Origin of the sequence: Nostoc sp. (genome assembly GCF_036917975.1) — a bacterium.
GTDB lineage: Bacteria > Cyanobacteriota > Cyanobacteriia > Cyanobacteriales > Nostocaceae > Nostoc.
In genome coordinates this window covers 73,205-100,184 of the sequence record NZ_JBALEJ010000073.1, presented here as the reverse complement: position 1 = coordinate 100,184, position 26,980 = coordinate 73,205, and the positions used below count along the sequence as shown (strand labels likewise).

The following is a 26,980-nucleotide window of genomic DNA, read 5'->3' as shown; positions in this document are numbered from 1 at the left end:
ACTAGGAATAACAATTATGAATATCCAACTTAAAGCGGAATACGAGCAATTTATACAAACCAGAATTGCTACAGGTAGATATGAAAATGCTGAAGATGTGATTGCTAAAGCATTGAAACTGCTGGAAGAATGGGAGAAGGGTTATCAGGAATGGGAAGAAGAAACCCAGAAAAAAATAGCTGTTGGGCTTGCTTCTATTGAACGTGGAGACGTAATAGATGGTGAAGTGGTGATGGAGCGACTGTCAGAAAAATTACGCAAAGCGCGTGAGACTCAAGGGTAATGGAATATTTTATTGCTAAAGAAGCAAGCCAAGATTTAGATGAAATTTTGGATTATTTTCTAGTTCGCAATATCAACGTAGGGGAAAGATTTATTCAAGGATTTAATAAGAAGTGCCAAAACATAGCTCAATTCCCAAATATAGGACGAAGCTACGCCAATTTTGATCCAAGCCTTAGAGGAATACCCTTAGATAGCTACATTATTTTTTATCGAGTTTTTGAAGATAGTGTTGTGATTGTGCGGGTAATTAGCGGTTATCGGGATTTAAAATCTATATTTACAGATGTGGACGATCAATAGATTTTTGAGTTGTCCAATTTAGACTGTTTATGTTTTGGCAGAATATATTCTTGCAAAATCTGCACAGTATATGTTTCAACAGAAAGGCCTTGCTGTTTAGGTTGTTGTGCAAGATACTGTTCTAATTCTGGTGGCAAGTTCAGGGTTAGGGTTATAAGTCTCTTTTGAGTGACACCATATATTTTAAACCTGCCAAACCAGAAAAATTCAAATTACCTACGAATACAGAGATATCCCTGAAAGACTATCATCTTGTGTTCTCTCTACGGGTTTTCTCCACATGGGCTTTACGTGTCAGCAATTGCAGGTTATCTATGGTAGTTAAACCACCCTGAGACATAGGTTTAATATGATCAATTTGAAAATCTCTCCGCATCTGGCTTTTAACTCCACTGATTGCACAAGATATAAACCCTTTTGCATCTGTGTATTTGGCGAATACAGCATTTTTAATTTTTCTGTATTCAAGAATATCTCGCTCTTTTATTTCATATAGAGTTAACTTCTCTATTGGTACAGTATCAGGAATTACAGTTGGTATTGATCCGACTACATGATCACCATATATGTCTGGATCTGCAATCTTCATAATTTCAATAGCTAACTGCTTCATGAAATATAGCTTTTTGTAACTGAATAGCACTTGCCAAAAAGACTTTTCATCATTCCAAAGTGATTTGATATAGTCAGCCTCTGCTCTACCGCCTAATGAATTGTCGTAGATATGTCTTGCTACAATAGATAAATCACACTTTCTTCTCTCGCTAAAGGCTAGAAATTCTGGTTTTTGTTCTTTGTGAGCATAGAAACGCAAAATGTTTTTTACATCTTCATCTCTATAGCCTAGTAAAGTTTGATAGTCAGGAAAATAAATTTCCTTTGCAATTTTCAAAAGAAATTCAAGTTCTAATTGGGTTAATATTTCCCTGTCTTGTAAATCAATACTTTGAAATAAAACTTTCAAATCCTGTACAAAGTTATCGTATGCCTCTTCTGTGTCGTCATATAACAACACATCATAATTAGTAGGTTTAGGCTCATATCCTTCAGACGGTTCAAGAATGGAAAAACGATAAATTCCAAGAGGAATTCTTTTCAAAAACACTAATTTTTCTAATCCAGTAGTATCAATTGATTCATCCATGATGCGGGCGAATTCTTCGATCATCTCAATAGAGATTAGCCGAGCAGTTCTATTACCTGATGGAATATCTTTCTCAATAAATTCTGCATCATCTTCAAAATGAAGCTTTTCTGGATTAACCCAGTTAATTTTGTCTTCCCAGTCATCAATAAAGCTAACTACATAAGCTTTTTCTGTACCGCCTGCTTTTTGCCCACGCAAAGCCCGCCCTATCATTTGTGTCATTAATATTGTAGACGCTGTAGGTCTTGTGAGAAAGACAGTGCTTTAGGGGAAAGGCTGGAACTATGGCTAAATCAACGGATTACAGAAATCCATTACCCTAATTGCCAGTATTCCCAAACCTATGTGCTGTCTAACTAGTTACCAGGATATTTATATAGAATTAAATGTATGAATAAAGACTTTAATTCAGGCGATCGCACTTTTGAAAGTACGATTAGTGTGCAATAAGATTCCCAACTTCTTGAAAGAAATTAGGAATCTGAACCTTTCATCACTCAATGTCTGATTAAAGGCTCCTCATTTTAAGAAGAAACAGCTTTCAAATGTGAGCCATGATGAGACAGGTAGCTGGAGTTAATCACCCGATTACGCCCAGAAGTTTTAGCCTGTAACAGACATTGATCGGCACGATACAGGAGACTCTCTCCTTGCTCATCATCCTCAGCTTGTAGAGAGGCTGTGCCTAGACTAATGGTGATATTAATTGTCAATTTATTATTGAGTGCAAATGGTTCGTCGCTGACTACGCGATTGAGACGACGGGCTACTAATAGTGCTTCGTCATCGCTAGTGTTAGCCAGAAGAACCACAAATTCTTCGCCACCATAGCGGAATGCTGTATCTTGACAGCGCAGATTGTGGCGCAAACGCTGGCATAATATTTGCAAAATGCGATCGCCTACTAAATGCCCATGAGTATCGTTAACTTTCTTGAAATGATCTACATCCAGAATAATTAAACTTAGGGAAGTTTTTTGAGTCCTGGCTCTTTGAATTTGTCTGGGTAAATCCCATTCTAAAGCACGACGATTATTTAATTCTGTCAAGGAGTCGGCTAAAGCGATCGCAGATAACATATCATTTGTCCGAATCAAATCTCGGTATTTTTGGGCTTTCCGTAAGCCAACGGTCAATTGAGCAAGTATTAGGCCATGATTAGCAGTCAACTCTGCCAAGCTATGGTCTGTTTTATCTTCAATCAGATGCCAAATATAAGCATCGGCTCCTTGCTTTAGTGCTGCTGCACTCATCTCTAATTCCCGATGCCAACCCTTGTTTCTATCAATAAGCTGCTGGGAACGATCCTCGAAGAGAATACAGTATATCCACGAAAGTTTTGTCTGATCTTTCAACCAATTACACAATTCCATACTGTCATCTAGGCTAGCCTGCACCAGTATGACATCGGGAGGGGTCATTTTAATTCGTGACACTGCCTGATTCAAATTGTCTATAACTTCTACATTAAAAGCAGTCGCATAACGGATCTGATCTGGAAGTGTGGCGATAAAATTATTTTTTCCAAAGACCAGAATAGAGATATTCATTGGTTTGTTTTTTATCCTATTTAAATTGTCAATAGATTAACTTGAGTAACTCGCTGTTCTTGTTACTGCTCTTGTTGCCTAATACTAAATATAATGTTTCAGGCTTAGTTATATTTTTTGATATATGATTTTTTGAACGCCGATTTTACGGTGATTTTTCAAGCTTAATCTCCTTTTAAGGCTGTATTTTTACTATTACGGTTTCTGAAATATCCTCTTCTGACAACTAATGTCTTCTTTACAGTTTGTTTTTAAAACAGTAAAAATACTGAATATTATTTTGAGGTACAAAAGCTATTTATGTAGTTTCTCAAGTGCTATTTTCATGAGAAAAATACCAAAACAAATGGTTCATAATAACCGTTAGATCAGGTAGTTAAATTTCTTCTCAGGTAGAAAAATAAAGAAATTATAAAGTTTTTTAATTGAAGTATCAAAGCCAGAATTTTTTCATGGAATTACAAATGTTATTTCCCATAAACTAACTCAGCCTTTTCCTTGAAGAAATAGGCTTTGATCAACTATTAAGATAGAAGCTGAATTGCATAAAAATGTAAATCAAATAGACAGCAGAACTAACTCCTGCTCTGGATAGTAGCTTTGCGGGACTAACATGATCTAAAATTACAGACTGAATTTTTAGGGTAAAAATTCACAATGAAAAGAGATTGTGAACTCAAGTTGCACGATGTTTAAGCAGGAGAAAGAAAATATCTCTGCCTACGCGTTATCTGTGTTTGTTTGTTTGTTTATTTACAGCTATTTTCAGATAAATAGAAGATGCGGTAGGGGCACAGGAATGTTCATTGGTGTCAACTTAACGTGAAAGCTAGTTCTAGACTTGCTTTTAGATTGTCTCGTTCCCAGTCGGAGACTGGGAATGCTCGTCGTTGGGGCTGCTGCCTCTCTTACTGGCGGCAGAGGCACCAGGAGCAGCATTTCCAGCCTCCGGCTGAAAACGGAGTTTTAAATTTGACTTTAGTCCGCGGAGGCGGACTTTGCCTGTGTAGCCGCGAATTCCATTCGCCGGGGCTGTGCTTACTGCTGTAATTCACATTTTTATTCACTGCAACATCATAAATCTGGAAAACAAAGCTAAATAAAAAACTTGTGGGTAAATTGCTTACATTCCGCCCATAGAAAGGACGGACTAAACATAAAAAAATTTTGTTAGCGTCGCCTAAGATATTAAAATCTAAACCTCTGCCAAAAGTTAGAACCCGATCAATAACCTTCAACAGTGTAACCAGCAGCAACAATTACCTGTTTGATTGACTCCTCAGAAGCTGCGGATTCCACCGTAACAGTTTTAGCGTTAACATCCACATCCACCTTGGCATCAGGTTCCATAATATGGATGGACTCAGTAATTGTGTCTGCACATCCCTCACAAGCAATATTTGATACCTTCAGTTTTAGTGCCATTTGTTACCTCTGTATGGAAAAATTAAAGTATTTCTTAAGGATTAATCTTAACTATATAAATCCAATTTGTGCATCCCACCAGAGTCAGATTATGCTGTAAAAGCATCCCAATAGCTGCATTTTGCTTACTGACTGGCAAAATTCGCTGGCAGTAAGAGGAAACAAAATGCAAGAATATATAAAGCTATTTATGAAAATACACTTACTTAGTGCCGCTACGCCTAAGTCTGAAGTTAAAAACACTTATGTCTTCAAATCCCCAGTACCTAAGCGGTAACGAAATTCGCAACATATTTCTCGACTTCTTTGCCCAACGGGAACACCAAATTCTCCCAAGTGCCTCCCTCGTGCCAGAAGACCCAACCGTGCTGCTGACGATCGCGGGGATGCTACCATTTAAACCAATATTCTTGGGGCAGCGCACACCAGAATTTAAGCGGGCTACGACTTCGCAAAAGTGTATCCGTACCAACGACATCGAAAATGTCGGACGCACCAAACGGCATCACACGTTTTTTGAGATGTTGGGTAATTTCAGCTTTGGTGATTATTTTAAAGAACAAGCGATCGCTTGGGGTTGGGAAATCTCTACGCAAGTCTTTGGCTTTTCCCCTCAAAATCTTGTCGTCAGCGTTTTTGAAGATGATGATGAAGCCTTTGAAATTTGGCGCGATCAAATCGGTGTGTCGGTAGCGAGAATTAAACGCTTGGGTGAAGATGATAACTTTTGGGTATCTGGCCCCACTGGACCTTGTGGCCCTTGTTCGGAAATTTATTACGACTTCCACCCGGAACGCGGTGAGGAAAATATCGATTTAGAAGACGATACCCGATTTATCGAGTTTTACAACCTTGTCTTCATGCAGTATAACCGAGATGCTGCCGGGAATTTAACGCCACTGCAAAACAAGAACATCGACACCGGTATGGGTTTGGATCGAATGGCGCAAATTCTCCAAAAAGTACCCAATAACTATGAAACTGACCTGATTTTCCCAATTATCCAAACAGCAGGGCAAATTGCTGGTGTTGATTACCACAGCAGTGATGAAAAAACTAAAACTTCCCTAAAAGTCATTGGTGATCATATTCGGGCTGTTATCCACATGATTGCTGATGAAATTCGCGCTTCCAATGTGGGACGAGGTTATGTGCTGCGGCGATTAATTCGGCGGGTGGTGCGTCATGGGCGATTAATTGGGATTTCTGGCGAATTTACTACCCAAGTTGCTGAAACTGCGATCGCTCTTTCAGAATCAGCTTACCCCAATGTGCGCCAACGGGAAGCAGCAATTAAAGCTGAGTTGCAACGGGAAGAATCGAATTTCCTCAGAACTCTGGATAGAGGCGAAAAACTGCTAGAAGAAATCATCCAAGAGGTGAAACAGCGAGGGGAAACTCAAATTAGCGGTGAAAGCGCATTTACCCTCTATGATACCTACGGATTTCCTCTCGAACTGACTCAAGAAGTTGCCGAGGAAAATAATCTGACAGTTGATGAAGCGGGATTTGATGCCGAAATGCAAAAGCAGGTGGAACGTGCCAAAGCAGCACATGAAACCATCGATTTAACTGTGCAAGGTTCCCTCGACAAACTAGCAGAACACATTAAAGTCACCGAATTTATCGGCTATACTCAACCTGCTGCAACGGCAAAAGTTGAAGCGATTTTGGTAGAAGGTGTTTCCCAAGAAGAAGCAGAAGCGGGGACACAGGTACAAATTGTCCTTGACAAAACACCATTTTATGCTGAATCTGGGGGACAAATCGGCGATCGCGGTTATATCTCTGGTGATGGCATCGTAGTACGAGTGGAAGACGTGAAGAAAGAATCTGATTTCTTTGTTCACTTCGGACGCATCGAACGCGGTACACTGCGCGTAGGCGATCGCATCACCGCCCAAATCGATCCCGCTTGTCGCCGTCGCGCCCAAGCTAACCATACCGCAACACACCTATTACAAGCGGCATTGAAGAAAATTGTAGATGAGGGCATATCTCAAGCAGGTTCCCTAGTTTCCTTTGACAGATTGCGCTTTGACTTCAATTGTCCCCGCGCGTTGACAGCAGAAGAAGTCCAACAAGTTGAGGAACAGGTAAACACTTGGATTGCTGAAGCACACGCTGCAAAAGTGGAAGTATTACCTTTAGCAGAGGCGAAAGCTAGGGGTGCTGTTGCGATGTTTGGCGAAAAATACGGCGAAGAAGTGCGGGTGATTGACTTCCCTAGCGTCTCAATGGAACTATGCGGTGGAACTCATGTGAGTAACACGGCTGAAATTGGTGTGTTCAAGATTATTTCCGAAGCTGGTGTGGCTTCTGGGGTGCGGCGCATTGAAGCCGTATCAGGGCCAGCAATCCTAGATTATCTCAATCTGCGGGATAAAGTAGTTAAAGATTTGAGCGATCGCTTTAAAGTTAAACCCGAAGAATTACCAGACAGAATCACAAGTCTGCAAAGCGAACTGAGAAATAGCCAGAAAGAATTAGAAACCTTAAAGGTACAATTAGCGATCGCTAAATCTGACAGCTTGCTACAAACAGCAGAATCAGTAGGCGAACATAAAATTATTGTCGCCCAATTAGAAGATGTTGATCCAGAATCATTGAAAACCGCAGCCGAACGCTTATTGCAAAAAATCGGTAACGGTGCAGTGGTGCTGGGTTCTGTTCCGGAAGCAGGGAAAGTTAGTATAGTTGCAGCTTTTAGTCCAGAAGTGAACAAAAAAGGACTGCAAGCTGGTAAATTTGTAGGTGCGATCGCTAAAATTTGCGGTGGTGGCGGCGGTGGAAGACCGAACTTAGCCCAAGCCGGTGGACGCGATGCCAGTAAATTACCAGATGCGTTAGAACAAGCGGAAAGTGATTTAAAATCCGCCTTGGGTTAACGGTATAGCACAATTCCCCACCCTCAACTCGTGAGTTCGGTGGGGATTATTGTTAAGAAGTAAAAAGTGCATTAGACGTAGGTTGGGTGGAGCGGAGCGCATTCAAACATCCTCTTAGACGGGAGCATCCCAAATGTGCAAAAACCTTGATAGCCCTCATCCCCTAACCCCTTCTCCCATCTTTGGGAGAAGGGGAACTAGAATTATGTCTCCCCTCTCCCATCTTTGGGAGAGGGGCTGGGGGTGAGGGAAAAGATTTAAGCAAAATTGGGATGATTCAGCCTATTTCTACCGTCACAGACAAACCACTTTTTCTTGTTCTGCAACATAGCGAGTTGCAGTTAAGAAATGTCATGTCTCAGATAGATATTCTTATCTTACCAGAGACTCTGGCTAGCTTACATACCCACCCATAAAGGGATGGGGTTTTACGCTCGATCAATAAAACTCAGGACTTGGCTTCCAATTGCTGGGGGTGGGCAGGTGATTCAAACTTATAGCCTACGCCGCGTACAGTTTGAATTAATGCCGGCTGACTAGCATCAATTTCAATCTTCTTGCGAATTTGGCCAATATGTACATCTACAACCCTCTGGTCGCCGACATATTCATAATCCCAGACCTCTTGGATAAGTTCTGCGCGCCGCCAAACTCGGCCGGGATGACTGGCTAAAAAATGCAACAAGTCAAATTCCAGAGCAGTTAAAGGTACTGGTTGATTATTAAGTGCTACCTCCCGTCGCACGGGATCAATCATAAGTTTTTCAAATACCAAGCGTTTCTGCTCGGCCGTAGTTATCACTCGCTGACGCCTCAAAATAGCTCCAACTCTGACTTCTAGCTCTCCTAGCCCAAAAGGCTTGGTGAGATAGTCGTCAGCACCTTTAGCAAAGCCACGAATTTTGTCAGCTTCGTCAGCACGGCTAGTCAACATCAGAACAAAAACACCATTACGACTTTGCATCTCTTGGCAGAGGTTAAACCCTGTGACATCTGGTAAATTCACATCTAGAATCACCAAATCAGGGTTAAATTGCTCAAATAGAGTTAAGGCTGTCTTTCCATCTTCGGCAGCCTCCACCTGATAGTTCTGCTTAATCAAAAAGCGTTGGATTAAATTCCGAACCGCAGGGTCGTCGTCAACTACAAGAATCTTGGCGGGAGCCATGACCATTACTTTGCACAAAAATTCGTAAGATTAACAAGAGAGTTGCGTAAAAACGCAGTTGCCACTTTGGCACTAACTAAGAATCTACAAGGCTACGGTATAAGAATCCCGATCATTCAAAAATAAATACTCTAATCAGGATTGTGGGCGATGAGAACGCGAAATTTCTGTTAGGCACAGTATATAAACGCTCTGACTTTAGTCGCAACAGTTCTTGATACCAAGACACCTCCTTGATCCCAGTTAGGTGGTAACTTAAAACGTTTTAATTTTAAATCGATATGCGGATATATACCACAAGCGATTATTCAGTATAGTTAAAAAAAATCTATTAGGGCACTGTAAGTTGCCAAATTTGAAATAGGAAAGTTGATTTTTTCATAAAAACTATGCATTTTTAGGTACTCTCCGATCAAATTCTAGATTAAAGCCAGAATTAAGCAACGGCATGAGGGTATACACGGAGTTATAGCGATATGTTAAAGTGACTATAGTTGAAATTAGAAAGTCGATCAAACTAACCCGTGCTACTATCCTGATAGGGCATAAAGTAGATCGAGACTTTAGTTTCGATCAAAATAAAACCTAAAGCTGTTTTTTCTTCGAGATAAAGACTGCCGCTGACTGAGGCTGAAGTAATAAACTCCCATGAGCGATCAAAATCCCTACGAAAAACTTGGGGTATCAGAAGAGGCTAGCTTCGATGAAATTCAGGATGCTCGTAATCGCCTATTCGAGCAACACAATGGCGATGCCAAGCATTTAGAAGTAATTGAAGCGGCTTACGATGCGATTTTAATGGATCGCCTACGGATGCGCCAGGAAGGTAAAATTAAAGTCCCTGAACGCATCCGGTTTCCAGAGTTGCGAGTGCAATCGCCTCCTAAAGAAAGTCCAATCCCTCGCCAGCAGTCACCTGCATGGCTACAACGGCTGCTCGATGAGCCATCACCTGCGGATATACTCTTACCAGGAGCTTGGTTTCTTGGTTTGAGTTCTCTTAGCCTGTTCTATCCACAGGGAGGCGAGCAGGTTTTACAATTGGCATTGGTGGTTGGTGTAGGCACTAGTATTTACTTTCTCAATCGTAAGGAAGGCAAATTTGGCCGGGCAGTTTTACTCACCCTGGCTAGTTTAATAATTGGCTTAATCGCTGGGGGACTAATTGCTATCTGGCTTTTACCACAAATACCATTCCTCAATCTGTCATCGAATCAGTTCTCTACTGTACTGACGTTTATATTCTTTTGGTTGGTTAGTAGCTTTCTACGCTAAATCGATAGCTGTAAGAAAGCTTCTAGAAACTTCTAAAAAGAATACATGATTTGTGTGTTATAAGAAGAATTCAGAACTCAGGAGTCAGAATTCAGAATTGAATTCTGTACGACTGGGTAATGAATATTGGTTTAAAACCTTGCCCGCAAGTGGCGCGAAAAAAATTAAAATATTCTTCCTAATCAAAACTCTATCCCTTTATGGGTAGAGTATTCACCAATTCTGAATTCTGAATTCTGACTCCTGTTTTATATCATCTCCGCTTAATTACTTAATTAAACCCCAAGAACTCCCCCGCCCCGTAAGCGAGGAAGATATTAAGGGAAGTGCTAATTATCTGGATATGATATTGATTCAAGCTGTTGCAGCCTAAAGAGTGTTGCTAGACAAGGCGTTGAGATTCTAGGACTAAATCTACAGCAGTGCTAAAATCTTTAACTATTAACTCGGGCTGGTAAAGTTCCAATTGGGTGCGATCGCGAATCCCACACTCTACAGCCATCACTTTAATATTATAATTTTTCGCAGCAGTAATATCGGCTTCTGTATCTCCCACCATCCAGGTATCAGCTGCGGGGGGCAGTTCTTTTAATGCCCTAGCCATTAACAAGGGCTTATCTTCAATATCACGAGTTTTCACGTAGTCGTTACTTAGGCAATAACAACGATTTTCCGGGAAAAATCTCCCCAAATCGTATTTTTTGAAAGCATAATCTAGTTCTCGAACTCGGCGCATAGTCATCACTGCTAAATCAATTCCAGCTTGTTGAATTTTTAACAGTGCATCCACAGCACCAGGCGCGAGAGTATCATAGTTGAAATAATGTTCTGTATGCACAGTTTGCCGCCGTAACTGGGCAAATTCTTGGGCTTGGGCTTCGTCTAACCCTGAATTTAAGGCGATTTGTTTTTCAGGAATGCGCGATCGCTTTAACTGCCAAAATTCCGCTTTCGGAAGTTCTTGCACCACTTGGTCTGGACGACGGGTTTTCTCCAAGCAGAATTGATAAACACGGTAGTACCGTTCGGAAACATCAATAATTGGGCCGTCGAAGTCAGTAATCAGTCTTAGCATCGGCGGAAAATGTTAATTTTTATTAAAATTATCTCAGATGTATGACTATTTTTCGAGACTATCAAGTTTAGCTAAGGGTTTTTTGTAAACTCTTTTTAAGAAAATATCGACGATGACCTGGAGGAAAATCTTCTAACTCTCCAAAAACTTCATACCCTAAATGCTGATAAAATTCAGGAGCTTGGAAGCTGTAAGTAAAAACATATACGTTTAAGCAGCCACTATTAACAGCCTCCTGTTCTGCCACCAAAAGTAGTGCTTTTCCATATCCATTACCTCTTAACTCCTCTGCAATCCAAAGAGTACCGATATGAAGCCATCCCAAGCCGATAAAACCCTCCAAGCCGCCCACTACATTTTCTTCTGAATCACGAAGCAATAGAAACAGTGGTGTATATTGATAATCTCCAATTTTGTTGACATTGAATTGGTGAAGTTGCTTATTTACAAAATCAACTTGTTTGGAGTCTGGCTGACTTTCAATTGATATTTTGTACTCAGGCATCATTGCAAAGTACCGCGTTTGATTTGTTCGCTTTCAATGGCTTCAAATAAGGCGCGAAAGTTACCTTCACCAAAACCTTTAGCTTGGAAACGACGTTCAATAAACTCAAAGAAAAATGTCGGCTGTTCAAAAATGGGCTGGGTGAAAATTTGCAGTAGTAGGGGCGCGGTTTGTTGTGCCTCTACGGGAGTATATTCTTGCCAGTCCACGAGAATTTCTTGTTGAGCGATCGCTTCTAGTTCTAAAACTGATAATGGAAGTCCTGGACGCTGTTTTAGCTGGGTGTAATAGGTTTGGGGAACCGAGAGTAAGGATAAACCATTAGCACGAAATTTAGCGATCACACTTACAAGATTATTCGTCCGCAAGGCAATATGTTGAATTCCTGGCCCCCGGTTGACATCGAGAAACTCCTGAATTTGAGAATTCCTAGAAGCCGGTTCATTAATTGGCAATTGGACGCTACCGTTACGCGAAACCATCACCTGGCTGTGTAAAGCAGAACGATTGGTTTTAATTTTAAATGCTTGCTGGGGTTGAAAATTGAGGATGTTTTCGTACCAAGCCACAGCACTTTCTAATTCCCCAACTGCTACGTTCAGCACTATATGATCTATGGCGGTAAAAGTGTTGTCATTGGTCATTTGTCCTTTGTCAAAAACTAATGACGGATGACTATTGACTAATGACCTTTCTATCAAAGTATGAGTCAGTCCACCCCAAGCGGCAATTTTGCCACATTTGAGAAATGCCGTACCTATGCGGCGTTCTTGGATGGATTGTAGAATTGTAGCACCGTGTATTTGAGCTAGTGCGATCGCGCCTTCAATATCTTCAACAACAAAAGCGACATCTGCCACACCAGGGGGATATTGACGCAGAAACTCGGCTACTGGACTGGTAGGCAACAGTGGTGAAGACAGAAAAAAGCAGACATCACCACTTTTCACCACTTCTGTACAAGTATGAAATGAACTGATGCGATCGGCTACTGGTTGAAAACCAAGATGGTTTACAAACCAATCCCGCCACACTTTCGCGTCTTCTACATAGAAATGAACGTGATCAATTTTCATAGATACTAAAAATACAGCATAACAGCTTATATCCCTGTAAATTTTGCCATTTTTGCTACATTTTTACGTCCTTCCTAAGCAAGAATTATCTAGGCGTACTCCCACTTTAAAAGAACAGATGACTATCAGGTTGAATATTAATTTCCATTGGTACAGCTTGCGGTTCGGCAGAAAGGGCAAAGAAAATCGCATTGGCAGCAGTTTCAGGACTAAGCATTTTTTTCCGGTCTACTTTTAGGTTGACGTTATCCCAGAAAGGAGAATCTACCCCACCAAAGTAGAATAGCGTGAACTTGATACCAAAACGCTTCAGTTCTTCTGCCATGCACTTGCTGAAACCGACAACACCAAATTTAGAAGCAGAATAAGCCGCTGCCATCCCCATCGAATGCTTGCCCAGAATTCCAACCACATTACAGATATGACCAGACTTGCGCTTTTGCATCTCTTCAGCAGCCGCTTGAGTGGTGTAGAAGCTGCCTTTTAAGTTAACATCTAGCATCTTGTCTAAATCAGCAGGTTCTAGGCTGTTGTAAGGCTTGAGTATACCAGCACCAGCTGCATTCACTAAAATATCGATTTGACCAAACTTAGCGATGGTCTTTTCTATTAAAGTGTCTACTTGTTGAGGGTCAGTAATATCTGTAGGAACGCTCAAAACTTGCCCTGGTAAATCATTTGCCAGTGTTGTTAAACGACCGGCATCTCTCGCAGCCAGTACCAATCGAACTCCTGTAGGCGCAAGTTTGTATGTTAAAGCTGAACCAATACCACCAGTAGCACCGACGACAACAACAACTTTATCTTGCATCTTATTATTTACATTTCTTTACATCTTTTTACATAATACAGAATTACAGGCTCAGGTTGTAGGTAAATATCCAGAAAGTATTTACTCACAGAGTAGCGGTATTACCTCATATTCCTTGCCACTCGCCTTTAATGTAAATGTAGGAGATGATTCTAAATATTTAGTAAAATTGGAACCTAACTTTAATTTTTTAATAATTGAATTAGGGGATTCTCCGGTTATTTTCTGTAATTCGGAACCTAATTTAGACACAGATAGTTTAGTTTTGGGTGACTTGAGTTGTATATCTTGAATAATTTTTAATAGTAATTTATCTAATGTTTTTCCATTAGAAATTACCAAGGGATTTTCTTCTTGAATAGATTGTGCAGATAAGTTATCTAAAATCGGGCTTATTTCCTCAACTTCTGATTGCTTGGAATTATGTTTAATATTGATATTGGCTCTTTCTTGAAATAAGCTTGCTATCGTTGCTAAACTATTTAATCGAGCATTGATTGAATTTTGTTCATTTTTAATTAAATCTTGAATTTGCTCAACCACTTTTTCCAAAGATGGAACTTCTGTTGCCATTGCTAAAGAATAATGAGTTAATTTGCCAGTATTTCGGTTTTCTATATGCAAAGTTTGTCCTTGTCTACGTACCCAATAAACAATCAATCCCTGGTTTTGGAGTTCGTTACAGAGGTGAATTAAAATTCCATCGCTAGAACAGACCAAAATTTCTTTAACTGTTGGATAAGAGCGTAAAACACAAGCACCAAATGCGATCATTTTTGCATCAGCACTATCCTTACCCTCTGGCACATGGACAAGTTGATACCCACGATTATATAATTCAATATCTTGTTTCCCAATACTGGGATTTCTCCAGTTAGCAAATGCCATTTTAAATTGGAGAGGATACTTACAAATACTGGCTAAAAATAATTCTGAATTTAAATCTAATTTTAAGTTTTCTGCATCCAAAAGCAGAAGTGCAATTCCTGTTTCTAATTGATGTTTAACTTCAGACTTTTGTTGAATTTTTTGGATAAATTGGCTGAATACAGCAGATTCTAGCCAATCAGCCGATAAGATAACTTGCACCAATTCTTCAGCTAATCTCAAACTAAAAGAGTCAAGACTTTTCTCTGTGATTTTTTCTTCTTGTAAGTTTTTTACTAAAGAAAGTTCCGTCACTTCATCTGTAGATACTTTTGTATGGCCGTTGCTGTTAGTAACCAAGTCAGTTTCTAGCGAACCAGGAAATACAGGCTCAAGGAATTGTTTACCACAATTTTTGCAGAGGTAATTCTGCTTATCATTCCGACGACCATTTTTACGATATAAAGTAGATTCACACCGGGGACATTTCATTTTATGATTCAGGTGGTCTAGAGCAGATACTTGTCTTTAAATATATAGTATAAAAAAATACTGTAAATGTCAGTTCGTATTGCCCAACACAAGAAAAATTCAAGGCAAGAGGAAATTAAATTTAACCTCTAATTTCCGCTTGCTCCATTTAGGGAACTCCAAGAAATAAATTATCCAATATTGTGGGGTGGGCATCTTTCCCCCCAAGTCCATAGGGCGGGCGAGACGCCCACCCCACAAGAGTTAATTGAATATTTTTTTATTTGGAAGTCCCTTAGCAACCTTCTAAATAGCTAGAATTCTAGAAACACTTCAACTGACGCGGGCGAAAACATAGTCGCGGGTACGAGAATCCATCGGGTTAGTAAACATTTTATTTGTAGTACCAAATTCAACCATTTGAGTAATCCGATTTTCATTATTACAAAAGAAAGCTGTAAAATCAGATAGGCGAGTAACTTGCTGCATATTGTGAGTAACAATCACAATTGTTAATTCAGAACGTAAATTATGAATCAAATTCTCAATTTTCATGCTACTCGTAAGATCAAGACCTGAACAAGGTTCATCCATCAACAGGACGTTCGGCTTGACTGCTAAAGCACGAGCAATACATAGTTTTTGTTGTTGACCGCCAGAAAGCTCTAAGGCAGATTTGTGCAGCTTATTTTTAACTTCATCCCAAAGTTCGGCAGCTTTGATGGCAGATTCAACAATTCCATCTAATTCTACTTTCGGATGCCATCCAACTAATTTCACCCCATAAGCAACATTATCATAAACGCTCATAGGAAAAAGATTTGGCTTGGGAAAAACCATACTAACTTGGCGACGTAAGCGATTGATATTAACACGACGCTCATAAATACTCTGTCCAAAAAATTCTACTTTTCCTTCAACTCTCACTTCTGCTTCTAATTCACTCATGCGATTTAACGATTTAAGAAAAGTAGACTTGCCACAACCACTAGAACCAATAATTGCCGTGATTTGGTTTTGGTAAATATCCATTGACACACCTTCAACTATCTTTTGAGTGTCGTAATAGAAGCTGAAGTTTTTGACTCTGATAGCTGGAATTAGTTTACTCATATTCCCAAAACTGTGAAACGAAACTTGACTAGGTAAAACAGTAAAAATCAGCACCGCTGTTTCACTATGTTACCCCCAAAAGGAGATATTCATGGAAATTACGTAGCTACATGGTAGCTATCCAGCAGATAAACTGTTAATGAAAGGGAGTAGGGAGTGGGAAGTAGGGAGTGGGAAGTAGGGAGTGGGAAGTAGGGAAACTAAGAAAGCACCCATTTCCGTTAATACACATCACGATAAATTTGTACAGCGCGTAAGTCCTATCTTTTGCCTTTTTACTTTTTACTTTTTACTTTTGCCTTGTTCGGTCATTGGGGCTACCGCCAGCAAGAGTGCAAATTAAAGGCGCAACAGCTTAACTATATTCGTCAACTAAAATTTGGAACATCTCATATTCTCTAATCGCATCAAAATCAGGATCAGTTTTAGCAATTTCCAATCTATTTGATTCAAGTTTGATTGATTGTTGTAGGTTTTCTATTGCTAGAGTGACATTGTTTTGTAGTGCGTAACAACAGGCTTTGTTATACCAGCAATCAGCACTGTCGGATTTAATTTCAATTGCTCTATCGTAGACAATTAATGCCTCTTCATAACGTTGCAATTTTATCAAACTGCCACCTTTGTTATTCCAACCATTGATGTTATCTGGCTTTAATTCAATAACTTTTTCGTAAGAGGCGATCGCCTCTTCATATTGTTGTAAATAATATAGTGCATTGCCACGCTCTAACCAGAAACCATAAAAGTCAGAATAGATTGTAATTGCTTGATTGTATGAGTCTAGGGCTGCTTGATAATTTTTCTGTGCTGCTAAAGATTGTCCTCGTAACCACCAAGTATTGCTATCTTCTGGTCTAATTTCTATTACTTTATCGTAGGCTGCGATCGCTTGTTCATAACGCTGTAATTTTGCCAAGGTTTCACCTTGTTTATACCAAGCTTGGTAAAAATCTAACTGAATGGCGATCGCTTGTTTATATGCTGCTAAAGCTTCTTCATCGCGTCCTAAATCTGTAAGAGCAATGCCCTGATAGTACCAAGTTTTTGAATCATCAGATTTGATTTCCAAAGCTTTTTTATAGGAATCAACTGCTTCTACATATCTTTGCAAAAAATAAAGGGAATAACCCCGTGAATACCAAGCATTAACGTAGTCTGGTTGAATTTTAATTACTCGATCGAAAGAGGCGATCGCTTCATCATGTTTGTTTAAAGAATAAAGCGCATAACCTCGCCAATACCAAGCATCAGCATTTTTGGGTTTATTTTTAATTATTTTGTCATAGCAAGCGATCGCCTGCTCGTATTGTCGCGATGAGACTAATTTATCACCTTTTTTTTGTAACTCTTGGTTTTGATCTCTAAATATCCATAAAACTAAAACCAATCCGATAACTAAATACCGCGAATTCTCTCTAAATATTGCATTTGCAAAAACAGTTAAATTTTCTGGAAGATGAAGATATTCGCTAATTGTATGAGTGAAATTCCATAAAAATTGATTAAAAGGTCTGGCAAACCATAACAAACCAATCAATATCCAAATTCCATATTTAGCAACCTTATTGATTTGCTGTTGAATTGCTTTTGGCAGCCACGGCTCGATAATTCCATAACCATCTAGTCCAGGAATAGGTAATAAATTAATCAAAACGACATAGATATTTAGAGAAATGATATAAGTTAGGGCAGTAATCAAAGCAAATAAAACTGAATTTGGATTTTCGAGAGCTAAAGAATCCCAACCCAATTGAAAAGGCAGTGATAGCAGGTAAGCTACAATCAAATTGGCAATTGGGCCAGCAGCCGAAACCGCACTTTTCCATTTGCGATCGCGTAATCGACTGTGATTAATATAAACTGCTCCCCCAGGTAGAGCAATACCGCCAATGAGGAGAAAAAATAACGGCATCATCAAACTCAAACTCGGTTCGGTATATTTGAGTGGGTTCAATGTCAAATACCCCTTATCTTTGACAGAAATATCACCACCCCAATATGCTGCTATTGCATGACCAAACTCATGCAAACATAAAGACAATATCCAACCAAAACAGATAAAAGCTACTACTAGCCACATATTCATATTTATAGATATCTCGTAAAAATCCTGGTTAATTTTTGCTCGTATTGGCTTTCACAACAAATTTAAGTATAGCGGCGTAAATAATACTGACTTACAGCTATTTTCAGGTTTCATATTTAAATTGCCTAAGCTGGGTGGGCAAGATGCCCACCGCACAAGAGTTATCTCTAATTCGATTATCCAAATTAGATGTTTTTTAGCTTAGACCACGCGGTAGGGGCACAGCAATGCTGTGCCCTTACGACAGATGTGGTTCAAATACATCAAAACTCTATCAACAATTAAGGATAAAGACCCCTGTCAGTTAGTGCCTGAGCCACTCTACCCACCCCTAAAGTGTAAGCTGCTAACCTTAAAGAAATTTGGCGCACCTCCGACTGATGAATCACCTTGCGGTAGGCTTGTACCATCAAATGCTCCATTTCGCGGTTGACGCGCTCCTCATCCCAAAATACGTAAGAAAGACCCTGCACCCATTCCAAATAACTGACTACTACACCGCCAGCATTTGCCAAAATGTCCGGTAGCACTGTCACACCCCGCGCCTCTAATGCCAAGTTAGCCTCAAGAGTAACCGGGCCGTTAGCTGCTTCTGCGACAATTTGCGCCTGTACTTGATTCACATTTTCTTCAGTGATTTGGTTTTCTAAAGCCGCTGGTATTAAGACATCGCAAGGTAAAGTTAATAAATCTGCATTGCTAATTGGTACAGATTGGGGGAAACCCGCAATACTCTTGCGATTTTCAGCGGCGTAGACTTTTAACGCTGGAATATCAAGACCAACTTCAGAGAATATTCCCCCAGCACCAGTTGAAACAGCGATAATTTTTGCGCCTGCTTCATATAGTAATTCTGCTGCGGCACAGCCGACGTTACCGAAACCCTGAATCGCTACTCGCACTCCTACCAAGGATTTACCTCGATCTGCTAACGCCTCACGGACAATAATCATCGTGCCACGTCCAGTTGCCATTTCTCTTCCCAGAGAACCACCAATTGAAAGGGGTTTCCCAGTTACAACTCCTGGTACAGCATGACCAACATTTACAGAGTAAGTATCCATCATCCAAGCCATCTCACGGGCAGAAGTACCCATATCTGGCGCAGGAATATCTACGGAAGGCCCAATATCTTTTATCAACTCGCTGATATAACGACGGCTGATTCGCTCTAATTCGCCAACGCTGTAGTGTTTGGGATCTATAGCAATGCCACCCTTGCCACCACCATAAGGAATACCTAACAAGGCACATTTCCAGGTCATCAGCATTGCTAGAGCGGATACCTCGCGCAATGTTACAGCCGGATGGAAACGAATTCCACCCTTGTATGGGCCTAAAACATCAGAGTGCTGTACTCGATGTCCAGCGAGAACTTGTATTTCCCCATCATCTAGTTTCACGGGTATGGAAACTGTGACAACCTTACGCGGGTGGCTGAGAATTTCTAGTAAACCCTGATTTAAATTTAATTCTTTAGCTGCCGCTTCTAAGTAGCTACAGGCTTGGTCAAATGGGCATATATGCGCTGGAGAAGCAGGTTCTGCCAGCAACGATGATTTTGAAATCATAAATTTTCTCCTAATCACGGTATCTTTACGAACCGGATATCATCTGTACTTAAGCTTATCCCTTTTTTTGAGAAAAACAAGATTTTTGTAGTTTTTGTTACAGTTTTATATTTTATATTCTGATATGCGAAAATTATCTTTCAACTCATCACTTCTCATCTTGCTAAGGCGATCGCGGCATTAACGTGATAGCAAGTCTAGAACTAGCTTTTAGATTGCCTCGTTCCCAGTCGGAGACTGGGAATGCCGTCCTAGAGGCTCCGCCTCTCTTGCTGGCGGCAGAGCCACTTTTGAGTTGCATTTCCAGCCGGAGGCTGGAAACGAGGTTTTAAAGGAGTTTTAGCTTAAGTTGACACCAATGAAATTTGTGTCAACTTAATCAAAATTTATATATTCCGCCTGATGAAAAGCTTTCTTAGTTTCCCCACTCCCCACTCCCTACTCCCTTTCATCTTGCTAAGTACAGGTTTGCACAAGTTCGTAGCGAATTGACAAGGGAAATTTTTTAGGTGTAGGGTAGGCATATACACACATCCATTAACCATTCAGTACTATGATTGGTCGGCAAAAAACTTACAGGGTGCAACTGACGGAAGAAGAAAAAAAGCTGTTGCAACAACAAGCACTGGCGCGTAAAACAGGTCAAAGCAAAGCCAGACGAGCAAAAATTATCATAAAAGTTGAGGAAAATCCAGATTGGACAGATGCTCAAATCGCTGGAGAAATAGGATGTTCATCGGGTCTTGTACGTAAGTGGCGTAAGCGTTGGTGTCAAACCCGTAGTTTGGAAGAAGCACCACGTCCGGGTCGTCCTTGTTTGTTTCAAGCGATCGTAAAAGCACAAGCTACAGCGTTCGCGCTTCGCGTTGCCGCAGGCATCGCTTGCAGCAAACCAACAGATTTTGATATACCGTTAGCGAGGTGGAGTTGTAGCGATATTGCCGCACATCTAGTCACACTGGGTATTGTAGTTTCCATCGCAACTTCAACAGTTTGGCGATGGCTAAAATCTGAAAGGATAAAGCCTTGGCGCTTTCATACTTGGATGCACCGGATTGATGATAATTTCGTTGAAAAAGCAACACCCGTACTCAGATTATATGCCCAAGCTAAATTTTTACTTTCTGCTGGATTTTGGGTAGTGTGCGTAGATGAGAAAACTTCAATCCAAGCACGAAGAGGCTTACATCCGAATAAAGCAGCAGGTGTAAACCAACCAGTTCATTCTGCAGCCCGATATGTCAGGGAAGGAGCAACACATCTTTTTGCGGCTTTAAGTGTTGCCGAAGGTTTGATTTATGGTTGTTGTAGTCCCACAAAAACATTTCTCGATTTCCAGGCATTTATAATATCCGTATTAATCCCAGAAGCCATTGGTCGTGGTGTACGCCATATCTATTTAATTCTTGACAATGGTTCTACTCATGCCCGAATGGCACTAAGAAAAGCCCAAAGGCTTGTGTTACCTCGTTCCCAGCCTCTAGGCTGGGAATGTATTCAAAGAGGCTCTGCCTCTCGTCAACCCTCTGGAGGCGGAGCCTCCCAGAATCCGTTCCCAGCCTGGAGGCTGGGAACCAGTCAGGGCAAGGGCTATATCTTTTCTTAGTGCCATTCACTCATGCCCCAAAACAATTACAGACTTGGTTGAATCAGAAACAAAAAGAAGAAGATTGGAACTTTGCAGTCGAAGTTGTTTGGCTGCCAAAATACGCTTCTTGGTTAGACCAAATTGAAATTTGGTTCAGCATCCTACAGCGAAAACTACTAACTCCGAATGATTTTCCTGATCTTAATACATTGCAGCAACGCATCACCGATTTTATTATCCGCCACAATGATTCTGCACAACCAATAAAATGGTCATATACAGTGGCACAGATGATGGAGAAATTCGCTACGAATTAATGCAAAGCTGTACTTAGTGGGTGGAGTTCGCACTTTTTAATCTCTCTCAGATGATAACTGAATAACCATGAGGGTGACTCCAAAGGAAACTACGGTCACACACGCAAACAAAGATTATCCGTCATGTGAAAGTTGAAGGCGATGCCAGTCCCTACGATGGCAATCTAATTTACTGGAGTACTAGATTGGGAAAACACCCCGAAACGACTACGAGAGTGGCAACACTCTTAAAGAAACAAAAAGGGAAGTGTACCCACTGCGGAATGTATTTTCGAGAAGAAGATGTACTGGAGATTGACCACATAACCCCCAAGAGTATGTCCGGCAAAGACGAATATAAAAATCTTCAGATATTACATCGACACTGCCACGATGAAAAGACAACTGAGGATGGTTCAGTTGTGAAGTACACATGACAATGTGCCGATTCATTGAGGAGCCGTGTAATGGGAAACTATTAAGCACGGTTTTGAAGACCAACGGGGTTGGTGACAACCTCGTTGAGTTTACTAGTGTCAAATAGCTCAAAATACCTAATCCCCAATTCCCAATCCCCAATCCCCAATCCCTAATCCCTAATCCCCAATGTAACGATTTATCTAGCAGTTTAAGAGCAGATTTAGCATTTATGTAACATTAAATTAACGATAAAGATAAAGGAATTAATTCATGCCCTATACCAATGAAGAAGGCGGCCTTCTGAATAATTTTGCTCGTGAACCAAAAATTTATCAAGCAGAACCTCCCACAGAAGCGCAAAAGCGGACTTATCTCCTACTAGGAATTGCCGCTACAGCTTTGGTTGTAGGCTTGATTATAGTCGCCTTCTTTGTTTCTAAAAGTAGTTGACTGGAGTTTAGACTAAGCCATGCAAAATGACCCAGCAGGGCTGAGTTAATCAGAGACTTTTTTCTGGTATCCAGGCAATTGTGCTATACATCTGTCCTACGGTTATTGGTTTATTTCCGGCTATAGATGTAGATGTGCCACTATATTCATAGCTTCTTTCTTTGAGTTTGACTGCATCTGGTAGTGACCAGTTCGTATGTGTACACTTTACCTCGATTCCAGACTCTAGCTTTTCTAGTTCCAATACGTAATAGCCCATGTAGGGCTTTGCATAAGAGTCTATTTCTAACGCACTGTTACACGATGCACAAGTTGCTGGATAATGGGGTACTGTTTGGTTTGCAACTAGGGGTGTTGTCCGTCATATTCCCTTAGTTCATGAAGTGCGTCAACAATTACAGCACTTCCGGCAGCTATGAGGTACATCCTAAAAGCTGAAAGCAATGATAGGAGAGGGGCAAGCAGAAAACTGTATTGCATAATAGCCGGAAGCGCTGTACTGTCCAAAAAAGAACATGTTAAACAAATATTAAGTTACCAGAAATATAGACTAGCATTTCGTGAAATAGCAGCTAATACAAATGAACGAAGTTTAATTGCTGCAATTATTCCAAAAAATGTTTTTGCAAATCATAAGTGTAATACTCTGTAACCTGAATAAAAATTGGGAATTTTTTTTGGTGCAAATTAAAAATTATAATTTCTTAAGAATTTAGTTTAAATTCAGCGAACAGGTTGACTAGTACAGCACGGCGTAAATAGATATACCATTCTAAATCCCTGAAAACCTTACGCTGTATTCATTTTGGATTTTGAATTTTGAATTCCGCCTTGCGGTACTAGTATTAACTTCCGTTAAAATGGAATTGCTGCTATAAATACAAAAATGTATTTAAATAAGGTCTAATAAATTACTATATAAATCCGGCAGCATTTACTTAGTCGTAATTTTAGAACCGTGCAAATTCATTCTCACTCCGAATTTAACCATAGTCGCGATCGCCGTGAACAGGGTTTGCAAGTTTTGCTCGATCGCCTTGTTAAAACAATGCAGCGCGATGAGTTAGTGCGGCAAACAACCAATCAACTCAGAGAATCGCTTCAGGTTAATCGCGTGGTGTTGTATTATTTTTACGGGCAGTGGCAAGGTCAAGTGACTTTTGAATCTTTGAGTTCTCAAGAATTTTCCATACTTGGTTCCACTGGCCCAGATGGTTGTTTTAATGACGAGTATGCTGCTTTATACTTGGCAGGACGGGTAAAGGCGATCGCTGATATTAAATTAGAGCCAATTGAATCTTGTCATCGAGATTTTCTCCGCAATATGCAGGTTCGCGCTAATCTGGTTGTACCAATTTTGATTCCCAGAGGATTATGGGGATTGCTAGCAGCACATCACTGTCAAGGGCCTCATTCTTGGTCGCCATCAGATATAGAAATGATGCAAACAGGGGCCCAAACTCTAGCAACAGCCCCTTACATACTAGAAAGTTAAATAATTCGTAATTCGTAATTCGTAATTCGTAATTAAGTTTTGTGAAAGCGTTGCGGTAGCGAGTCTGCGATAGCGCAGCGTTAGCGAGTACTCGAGCGTCGCGTCCGGGGATTTAGCGCTGCATTGCGGTCTTGGGGTCTCCCAAAGAGGAGCAACTTTGCAAGACAGACCCCGACCCAAAACTTGCCGGTTATTGAACCGGGGGATTTAAACCCACGGTACTCGGTTAAATATGAGAACTCCAAGAAATAAATTGGCAGTGCTTACATGAGAGCGATCGGCTCTGGTGCAAAAGCATTAGATGCTCCTAAAGCCCAGCCTTAGTGACAAACGATCGCTCGTGTCCGCGATCCTAATGGCGTGCTGGTGTCATTGGTGAGTGGCTAGTACCGCAAGGCGGAATTAAAAATTAAAAATTGAAAATTAAAAATGAATACAGCGTAATGTATGGCGAGTTTCCTTAGACGCAATAATTGGGCTGAGGATTGCGATCGCTTCGGCAAAAATCAAAACCTAAGAAACCATTTATAAAATGAAAGGGAGTAGGGAGGAATGGCACTAAGTTAAGATACAGCCCTTGCGTTGACTGGAACAAGCCTGGAGGCTGGGAACCCATTCTGGGGGGGCTGCCGCCTCCTCTTTCTTGACCAGAGGCGGAGCCTCTCGGAATACATTCACAAGCCTCCAGCCTGTAAACTAGGCTACACAGGCTTTTGGGCTTTTCTTAGTGCCATTTGATAATGACAGTTTAATCTTATAGGCCGATGTGAAAGTAAACATTTTCAGGATTTACTTAAGCAACCCCTTTAAACCAACCTTTGGACATTATGCAAAACCTGTCCCTGATATTAGTACCTGTACTCGCTGCACAGAAAGTAGTAGGTGATGGTGTAATTAAACCTCTCGGTCATCATGAGTTGCTGTTGGTGCTAGTACAACTGTCACTGTTGCTTCTGGTAGCGCGGGGATTAGGTGAGTTGATGCGCCGGATTAACCTACCGCCTGTTGTTGGAGAATTACTGGCAGGTGTGTTGCTTGGCCCTTCTCTATTTGGTTTGCTCCTTCCCGACTTACAAGCACAAATCTTTCCCAAAAGTCAAGAACAATCTGATTTACTTTCGGTGATTTCTTGGTTAGGTGTGTTATTTTTGCTGATTGTAACTGGGTTGGAAACGGATCTCAAGCTGATTCTTCGTAAAGGTAAAACGGCTCTACTCATCTCGCTGGGCGGAATTATTGTCCCCTTTATCACCGGATTTGGATTGGGCTGGCTATTGCCAAATAGTTTTTTAGCCGACCCAGAAAAGCGATTGGTATTTAGTCTGTTCATCGCCACAGCAATGAGTATTTCAGCAGTACCAGTGATTGCAAAGGTGCTGATGGACTTAAACCTGATTCGCCGTGACATTGGTCAAGTCACCTTAGCTGCGGGGATGACTGACGACACCATCGGCTGGATTTTACTTTCTGTGGTTTCAGGTCTAGCTAGTAGCGGCAAATTTGATTTTGGGACAATTTTTCATTCCGTGAGTGCGGCTATATTGTTTCTCGCGATCGCCTTCACAATCGGGCGTACTATTGTAGATCAGATTTTACGCTGGGTTGATGACTACGTTGGTGGCATCGCCGCTAGTATTTCGGTTGTGCTGATTCTTTCGCTCTCAGCCGCAGCACTTACCCACGCATTAGGTTTAGAAGCAGCATTAGGTGCTTTCGTACTGGGGATTCTAGCAGGTCAATCCCGCCGCTTTAGCAATGAAGCCGGACACATGCTAGAAGTCTTCACAGCAGCCTTTCTAGCGCCAATTTTCTTTGCCTCAGCTGGCTTAAAAGTTAACTTGCTAACCTTGTTAGTCCCCCAAACATTGATATTTGGCTTAATTGTTCTCACTGTCGCCTGTGTTGGCAAATTTACAGGTGCTTACATTGGTTCTCGCGTCGGCGGCTTGAGTCACTGGGAAGGCTTGGCGATGGGTTCCGGGATGAATGCTCGCGGGGCGATGGAAATTGTCGTTGCCACCATTGGTTTATCTTTGGGAGTGCTGAATCCCCAAATGTACTCGATTATTGTCATGGTAGCGATCGTCACTTCCTTAATGGCTCCACCCCTTTTGCGCTGGTCTTTGTCAAAAGTAGTTATGGGTGAAGAGGAAGCTCGACGTTTGGAACAAGAAGAACAGGATAGCCGCAGCTTTATCAAACAAATTCAGCGTGTTTTAATACCTACTAGTGGTGGCCCCAACATTCAACTGGCGGCGCAATTAGTCGGTTACATGGCTCACCAAAACTCAATAGAAGTTACCTCTCTATATGCCCTGAGTGATAAGCAACCTCAAAGCAAAGCCCGCCGGACGGAGGCAACCCAGGTTAAAGATACTGCCGCCGAGCAAGCTCTAGCTTCTGTCACTGAGGAAATGCAGCTCCCGGCTAATACCAACCTGCAAACAAAAACGGAGTCTGGGCGTAATAAAGCCGAGGTAATTCTCAATGAAGCGAACAAAAATTATGACTTAATTGTATTGGGAGCTTCTGAACAGATAAGCCCCCAGAAAGCATTATTTAACTTGCTTGTTGACCGGGTTGTCCAAGAAGCGCCTTGTGCAACGATGGTGGTGAAGTCGCACTTACCGCAACCCAAAGGCGAGATATGCAAAATCCCTCAACAACAACTGAAAAAAATTCTCGTGCCAACGGTGGGGACAGAATATAGTAAAAATGCCGTAGAGATGGCAAGCACGATCGCAGCTCAAACCGGGGCATTAGTGATGATTGTTAACGTGATTAATTTACCACAAGTTGAGTATATTCTTTACGAACAGCGATCGCTAAATCCAGTCAAGGAAATTGCCCACGATCTGCTCGAACAGCAAGCAGCAATTGGCCGTAATCTGGGTGCTGATGTCAAAACCTATATTCTTCAAGGAACCAGCCCCGAAAGGGAAATCCTCAAGTTTGCCCAAACCCAAGAAGTTGACCTAATTATTCTCGGAAGTAACATCCGCATGGTTACAGGTCGCGTTTTCTTCGGTCACAGAGTGGATGCAATTTTGAGTAAAGCCCATTGCCCAGTAGCAGTTATTACAGTGCCATAAGAGTGCTGAGTGCTGAGTTTTGA

General features: G+C 41.1%; 24 protein-coding genes and 1 pseudogene. 11 read left to right on the top strand and 14 right to left on the bottom strand.

Translation table 11 applies throughout. The annotated features are described in order from the left end of the window. Positions 1-16: 16 nt before the first annotated feature. Positions 17-283, top strand: a complete 267-nt coding sequence (locus V7K76_RS26285; protein WP_334774649.1) for a type II toxin-antitoxin system ParD family antitoxin — start codon at positions 17-19, stop codon at positions 281-283. Beyond that, positions 283-585, top strand: coding sequence for a type II toxin-antitoxin system RelE/ParE family toxin (locus tag V7K76_RS26280; protein WP_334774648.1), 303 nt, complete (start codon positions 283-285; stop codon positions 583-585). Before V7K76_RS26285 ends, V7K76_RS26280 begins: the two co-directional genes overlap by 1 nt. Positions 586-832: 247 nt before the next feature. Here V7K76_RS26280 and V7K76_RS26275 read toward each other — a convergent pair whose 3' ends face one another. The 3 genes from V7K76_RS26275 to V7K76_RS26265 form a co-directional block, all read right to left on the bottom strand. Further along, positions 833-1,954, bottom strand: coding sequence for an HNH endonuclease signature motif containing protein (locus V7K76_RS26275; RefSeq protein ID WP_334774647.1), 1,122 nt, complete (start codon positions 1,952-1,954; stop codon positions 833-835). A 302-nt stretch (positions 1,955-2,256) separates the two neighbouring features. Then, positions 2,257-3,282 (bottom strand): GGDEF domain-containing protein, encoded by a 1,026-nt coding sequence (locus V7K76_RS26270; RefSeq protein ID WP_334774646.1) that lies wholly within the window; start codon positions 3,280-3,282, stop codon positions 2,257-2,259. A 1,224-nt stretch (positions 3,283-4,506) separates the two neighbouring features. Continuing rightward, complete coding sequence (locus V7K76_RS26265) at positions 4,507-4,707, bottom strand: heavy-metal-associated domain-containing protein (protein WP_334774644.1); 201 nt, start codon at positions 4,705-4,707, stop codon at positions 4,507-4,509. A gap of 245 nt (positions 4,708-4,952) precedes the next feature. Here V7K76_RS26265 and alaS point away from each other — a divergent pair, with 245 nt between their 5' ends. Together alaS and V7K76_RS26255 are read left to right on the top strand one after the other, a co-directional pair. Beyond that, positions 4,953-7,595: an alanine--tRNA ligase gene (gene alaS, locus V7K76_RS26260; protein ID WP_334774643.1), complete on the top strand. Its 2,643-nt coding sequence runs from the start codon at positions 4,953-4,955 to the stop codon at positions 7,593-7,595. A gap of 272 nt (positions 7,596-7,867) precedes the next feature. Next, on the top strand, positions 7,868-8,011 hold the full coding sequence (locus V7K76_RS26255) for a hypothetical protein (RefSeq protein ID WP_334774642.1): 144 nt from the start codon (positions 7,868-7,870) through the stop codon (positions 8,009-8,011). A 32-nt stretch (positions 8,012-8,043) separates the two neighbouring features. Here V7K76_RS26255 and V7K76_RS26250 read toward each other — a convergent pair whose 3' ends face one another. Next, entirely contained in the window at positions 8,044-8,763 is a 720-nt protein-coding gene (locus V7K76_RS26250; RefSeq protein WP_334698265.1) for a response regulator transcription factor, read from the bottom strand. Positions 8,764-9,411: 648 nt separating this feature from the next. Here V7K76_RS26250 and V7K76_RS26245 point away from each other — a divergent pair. Next, positions 9,412-10,038 (top strand): CPP1-like family protein, encoded by a 627-nt coding sequence (locus tag V7K76_RS26245; RefSeq protein WP_334774641.1) that lies wholly within the window; start codon positions 9,412-9,414, stop codon positions 10,036-10,038. A gap of 382 nt (positions 10,039-10,420) precedes the next feature. Here V7K76_RS26245 and V7K76_RS26240 read toward each other — a convergent pair whose 3' ends face one another. The 9 genes from V7K76_RS26240 to V7K76_RS26200 form a co-directional block, all read right to left on the bottom strand. Beyond that, on the bottom strand, positions 10,421-11,113 hold the full coding sequence (locus V7K76_RS26240) for an HAD family hydrolase (RefSeq protein ID WP_334774640.1): 693 nt from the start codon (positions 11,111-11,113) through the stop codon (positions 10,421-10,423). Positions 11,114-11,180: 67 nt separating this feature from the next. Next, complete coding sequence (locus V7K76_RS26235; protein WP_334774639.1) at positions 11,181-11,621, bottom strand: GNAT family N-acetyltransferase; 441 nt, start codon at positions 11,619-11,621, stop codon at positions 11,181-11,183. After that, entirely contained in the window at positions 11,618-12,694 is a 1,077-nt protein-coding gene (gene hppD / locus V7K76_RS26230; protein ID WP_334774638.1) for a 4-hydroxyphenylpyruvate dioxygenase, read from the bottom strand. The genes V7K76_RS26235 and hppD overlap by 4 nt, the downstream gene beginning before the upstream one ends. Positions 12,695-12,800: 106 nt before the next feature. Continuing rightward, positions 12,801-13,505, bottom strand: a complete 705-nt coding sequence (locus V7K76_RS26225; RefSeq protein WP_334774637.1) for an SDR family oxidoreductase — start codon at positions 13,503-13,505, stop codon at positions 12,801-12,803. An 81-nt stretch (positions 13,506-13,586) separates the two neighbouring features. Next, positions 13,587-14,864: an IS1/IS1595 family N-terminal zinc-binding domain-containing protein gene (locus tag V7K76_RS26220; RefSeq protein WP_442936242.1), complete on the bottom strand. Its 1,278-nt coding sequence runs from the start codon at positions 14,862-14,864 to the stop codon at positions 13,587-13,589. Positions 14,865-15,176: 312 nt separating this feature from the next. After that, positions 15,177-15,956, bottom strand: coding sequence for a phosphate ABC transporter ATP-binding protein (locus V7K76_RS26215; RefSeq protein WP_334774635.1), 780 nt, complete (start codon positions 15,954-15,956; stop codon positions 15,177-15,179). Between the two features lie 355 nt (positions 15,957-16,311). Continuing rightward, the gene (locus V7K76_RS26210) at positions 16,312-18,045 is read right to left on the bottom strand and encodes a tetratricopeptide repeat protein (protein WP_334774634.1); all 1,734 of its coding nucleotides are present in this window, start codon (positions 18,043-18,045) and stop codon (positions 16,312-16,314) included. 281 nt (positions 18,046-18,326) lie between these two features. Continuing rightward, entirely contained in the window at positions 18,327-19,616 is a 1,290-nt protein-coding gene (locus V7K76_RS26205) for a Glu/Leu/Phe/Val family dehydrogenase (RefSeq protein ID WP_334774633.1), read from the bottom strand. Positions 19,617-19,779: 163 nt separating this feature from the next. Next, complete coding sequence (locus tag V7K76_RS26200) at positions 19,780-19,917, bottom strand: hypothetical protein (RefSeq protein WP_334774632.1); 138 nt, start codon at positions 19,915-19,917, stop codon at positions 19,780-19,782. 252 nt (positions 19,918-20,169) lie between these two features. Between V7K76_RS26200 and V7K76_RS26195 the strand changes: the two genes are divergently transcribed. The 4 genes from V7K76_RS26195 (at position 20,170) to psb34 (ending at position 22,370) form a co-directional block, all read left to right on the top strand. Further along, positions 20,170-21,222, top strand: coding sequence for an IS630 family transposase (locus tag V7K76_RS26195; protein WP_335030209.1), 1,053 nt, complete (start codon positions 20,170-20,172; stop codon positions 21,220-21,222). After that, entirely contained in the window at positions 21,108-21,521 is a 414-nt protein-coding gene (locus V7K76_RS26190; RefSeq protein ID WP_334777451.1) for a transposase, read from the top strand. The genes V7K76_RS26195 and V7K76_RS26190 overlap by 115 nt, the downstream gene beginning before the upstream one ends. A gap of 263 nt (positions 21,522-21,784) precedes the next feature. Continuing rightward, positions 21,785-21,937: an HNH endonuclease gene (locus tag V7K76_RS34675; RefSeq protein ID WP_442936183.1), complete on the top strand. Its 153-nt coding sequence runs from the start codon at positions 21,785-21,787 to the stop codon at positions 21,935-21,937. A gap of 253 nt (positions 21,938-22,190) precedes the next feature. Continuing rightward, positions 22,191-22,370 (top strand): photosystem II assembly protein Psb34, encoded by a 180-nt coding sequence (gene psb34, locus V7K76_RS26180; RefSeq protein ID WP_334777449.1) that lies wholly within the window; start codon positions 22,191-22,193, stop codon positions 22,368-22,370. A 58-nt stretch (positions 22,371-22,428) separates the two neighbouring features. Here psb34 and V7K76_RS26175 read toward each other — a convergent pair. Next, positions 22,429-22,572: pseudogene (locus V7K76_RS26175) on the bottom strand (NF041680 family putative transposase); the annotation flags it as partial. A 756-nt stretch (positions 22,573-23,328) separates the two neighbouring features. On the opposite strand from V7K76_RS26175, the gene V7K76_RS26170 reads away from it, so the two are divergent. Then, positions 23,329-23,865 carry a GAF domain-containing protein gene (locus V7K76_RS26170; RefSeq protein ID WP_334777448.1) on the top strand — a complete coding sequence of 179 codons (537 nt, stop codon included), beginning with the start codon at positions 23,329-23,331 and terminating at the stop codon, positions 23,863-23,865. 827 nt (positions 23,866-24,692) lie between these two features. After that, positions 24,693-26,957, top strand: coding sequence for a cation:proton antiporter domain-containing protein (locus V7K76_RS26165; RefSeq protein ID WP_334777447.1), 2,265 nt, complete (start codon positions 24,693-24,695; stop codon positions 26,955-26,957). The last annotated feature ends 23 nt before the right edge of the window (positions 26,958-26,980 follow it).

Bases quoted from the DNA above. Each gene is read 5' to 3' on its own strand.
- V7K76_RS26240 (WP_334774640.1), bottom strand. From the start codon at position 11,113: ATGCTAAGACTGATTACTGACTTCGACGGCCCAATTATTGATGTTTCC.
- V7K76_RS26225 (WP_334774637.1), bottom strand. From the start codon at position 13,505: ATGCAAGATAAAGTTGTTGTTGTCGTCGGTGCTACTGGTGGTATTGGT.
- V7K76_RS26165 (WP_334777447.1), top strand. From the start codon at position 24,693: ATGCAAAACCTGTCCCTGATATTAGTACCTGTACTCGCTGCACAGAAA.
- V7K76_RS26270 (WP_334774646.1), bottom strand. From the start codon at position 3,282: ATGAATATCTCTATTCTGGTCTTTGGAAAAAATAATTTTATCGCCACA.
- V7K76_RS26255 (WP_334774642.1), top strand. From the start codon at position 7,868: ATGATTCAGCCTATTTCTACCGTCACAGACAAACCACTTTTTCTTGTT.
- V7K76_RS26220 (WP_442936242.1), bottom strand. From the start codon at position 14,864: ATGAAATGTCCCCGGTGTGAATCTACTTTATATCGTAAAAATGGTCGT.
- V7K76_RS26280 (WP_334774648.1), top strand. From the start codon at position 283: ATGGAATATTTTATTGCTAAAGAAGCAAGCCAAGATTTAGATGAAATT.
- V7K76_RS26275 (WP_334774647.1), bottom strand. From the start codon at position 1,954: ATGACACAAATGATAGGGCGGGCTTTGCGTGGGCAAAAAGCAGGCGGT.
- V7K76_RS26210 (WP_334774634.1), bottom strand. From the start codon at position 18,045: ATGAATATGTGGCTAGTAGTAGCTTTTATCTGTTTTGGTTGGATATTG.
- V7K76_RS26265 (WP_334774644.1), bottom strand. From the start codon at position 4,707: ATGGCACTAAAACTGAAGGTATCAAATATTGCTTGTGAGGGATGTGCA.
- V7K76_RS26215 (WP_334774635.1), bottom strand. From the start codon at position 15,956: ATGAGTAAACTAATTCCAGCTATCAGAGTCAAAAACTTCAGCTTCTAT.
- V7K76_RS26205 (WP_334774633.1), bottom strand. From the start codon at position 19,616: ATGATTTCAAAATCATCGTTGCTGGCAGAACCTGCTTCTCCAGCGCAT.
- V7K76_RS26195 (WP_335030209.1), top strand. From the start codon at position 20,170: ATGATTGGTCGGCAAAAAACTTACAGGGTGCAACTGACGGAAGAAGAA.
- V7K76_RS26245 (WP_334774641.1), top strand. From the start codon at position 9,412: ATGAGCGATCAAAATCCCTACGAAAAACTTGGGGTATCAGAAGAGGCT.
- alaS (WP_334774643.1), top strand. From the start codon at position 4,953: ATGTCTTCAAATCCCCAGTACCTAAGCGGTAACGAAATTCGCAACATA.
- V7K76_RS26190 (WP_334777451.1), top strand. From the start codon at position 21,108: ATGTATTCAAAGAGGCTCTGCCTCTCGTCAACCCTCTGGAGGCGGAGC.
- psb34 (WP_334777449.1), top strand. From the start codon at position 22,191: ATGCCCTATACCAATGAAGAAGGCGGCCTTCTGAATAATTTTGCTCGT.
- V7K76_RS26250 (WP_334698265.1), bottom strand. From the start codon at position 8,763: ATGGCTCCCGCCAAGATTCTTGTAGTTGACGACGACCCTGCGGTTCGG.
- V7K76_RS26235 (WP_334774639.1), bottom strand. From the start codon at position 11,621: ATGATGCCTGAGTACAAAATATCAATTGAAAGTCAGCCAGACTCCAAA.
- V7K76_RS34675 (WP_442936183.1), top strand. From the start codon at position 21,785: ATGTATTTTCGAGAAGAAGATGTACTGGAGATTGACCACATAACCCCC.
- hppD (WP_334774638.1), bottom strand. From the start codon at position 12,694: ATGAAAATTGATCACGTTCATTTCTATGTAGAAGACGCGAAAGTGTGG.
- V7K76_RS26285 (WP_334774649.1), top strand. From the start codon at position 17: ATGAATATCCAACTTAAAGCGGAATACGAGCAATTTATACAAACCAGA.
- V7K76_RS26200 (WP_334774632.1), bottom strand. From the start codon at position 19,917: ATGCAACTCAAAAGTGGCTCTGCCGCCAGCAAGAGAGGCGGAGCCTCT.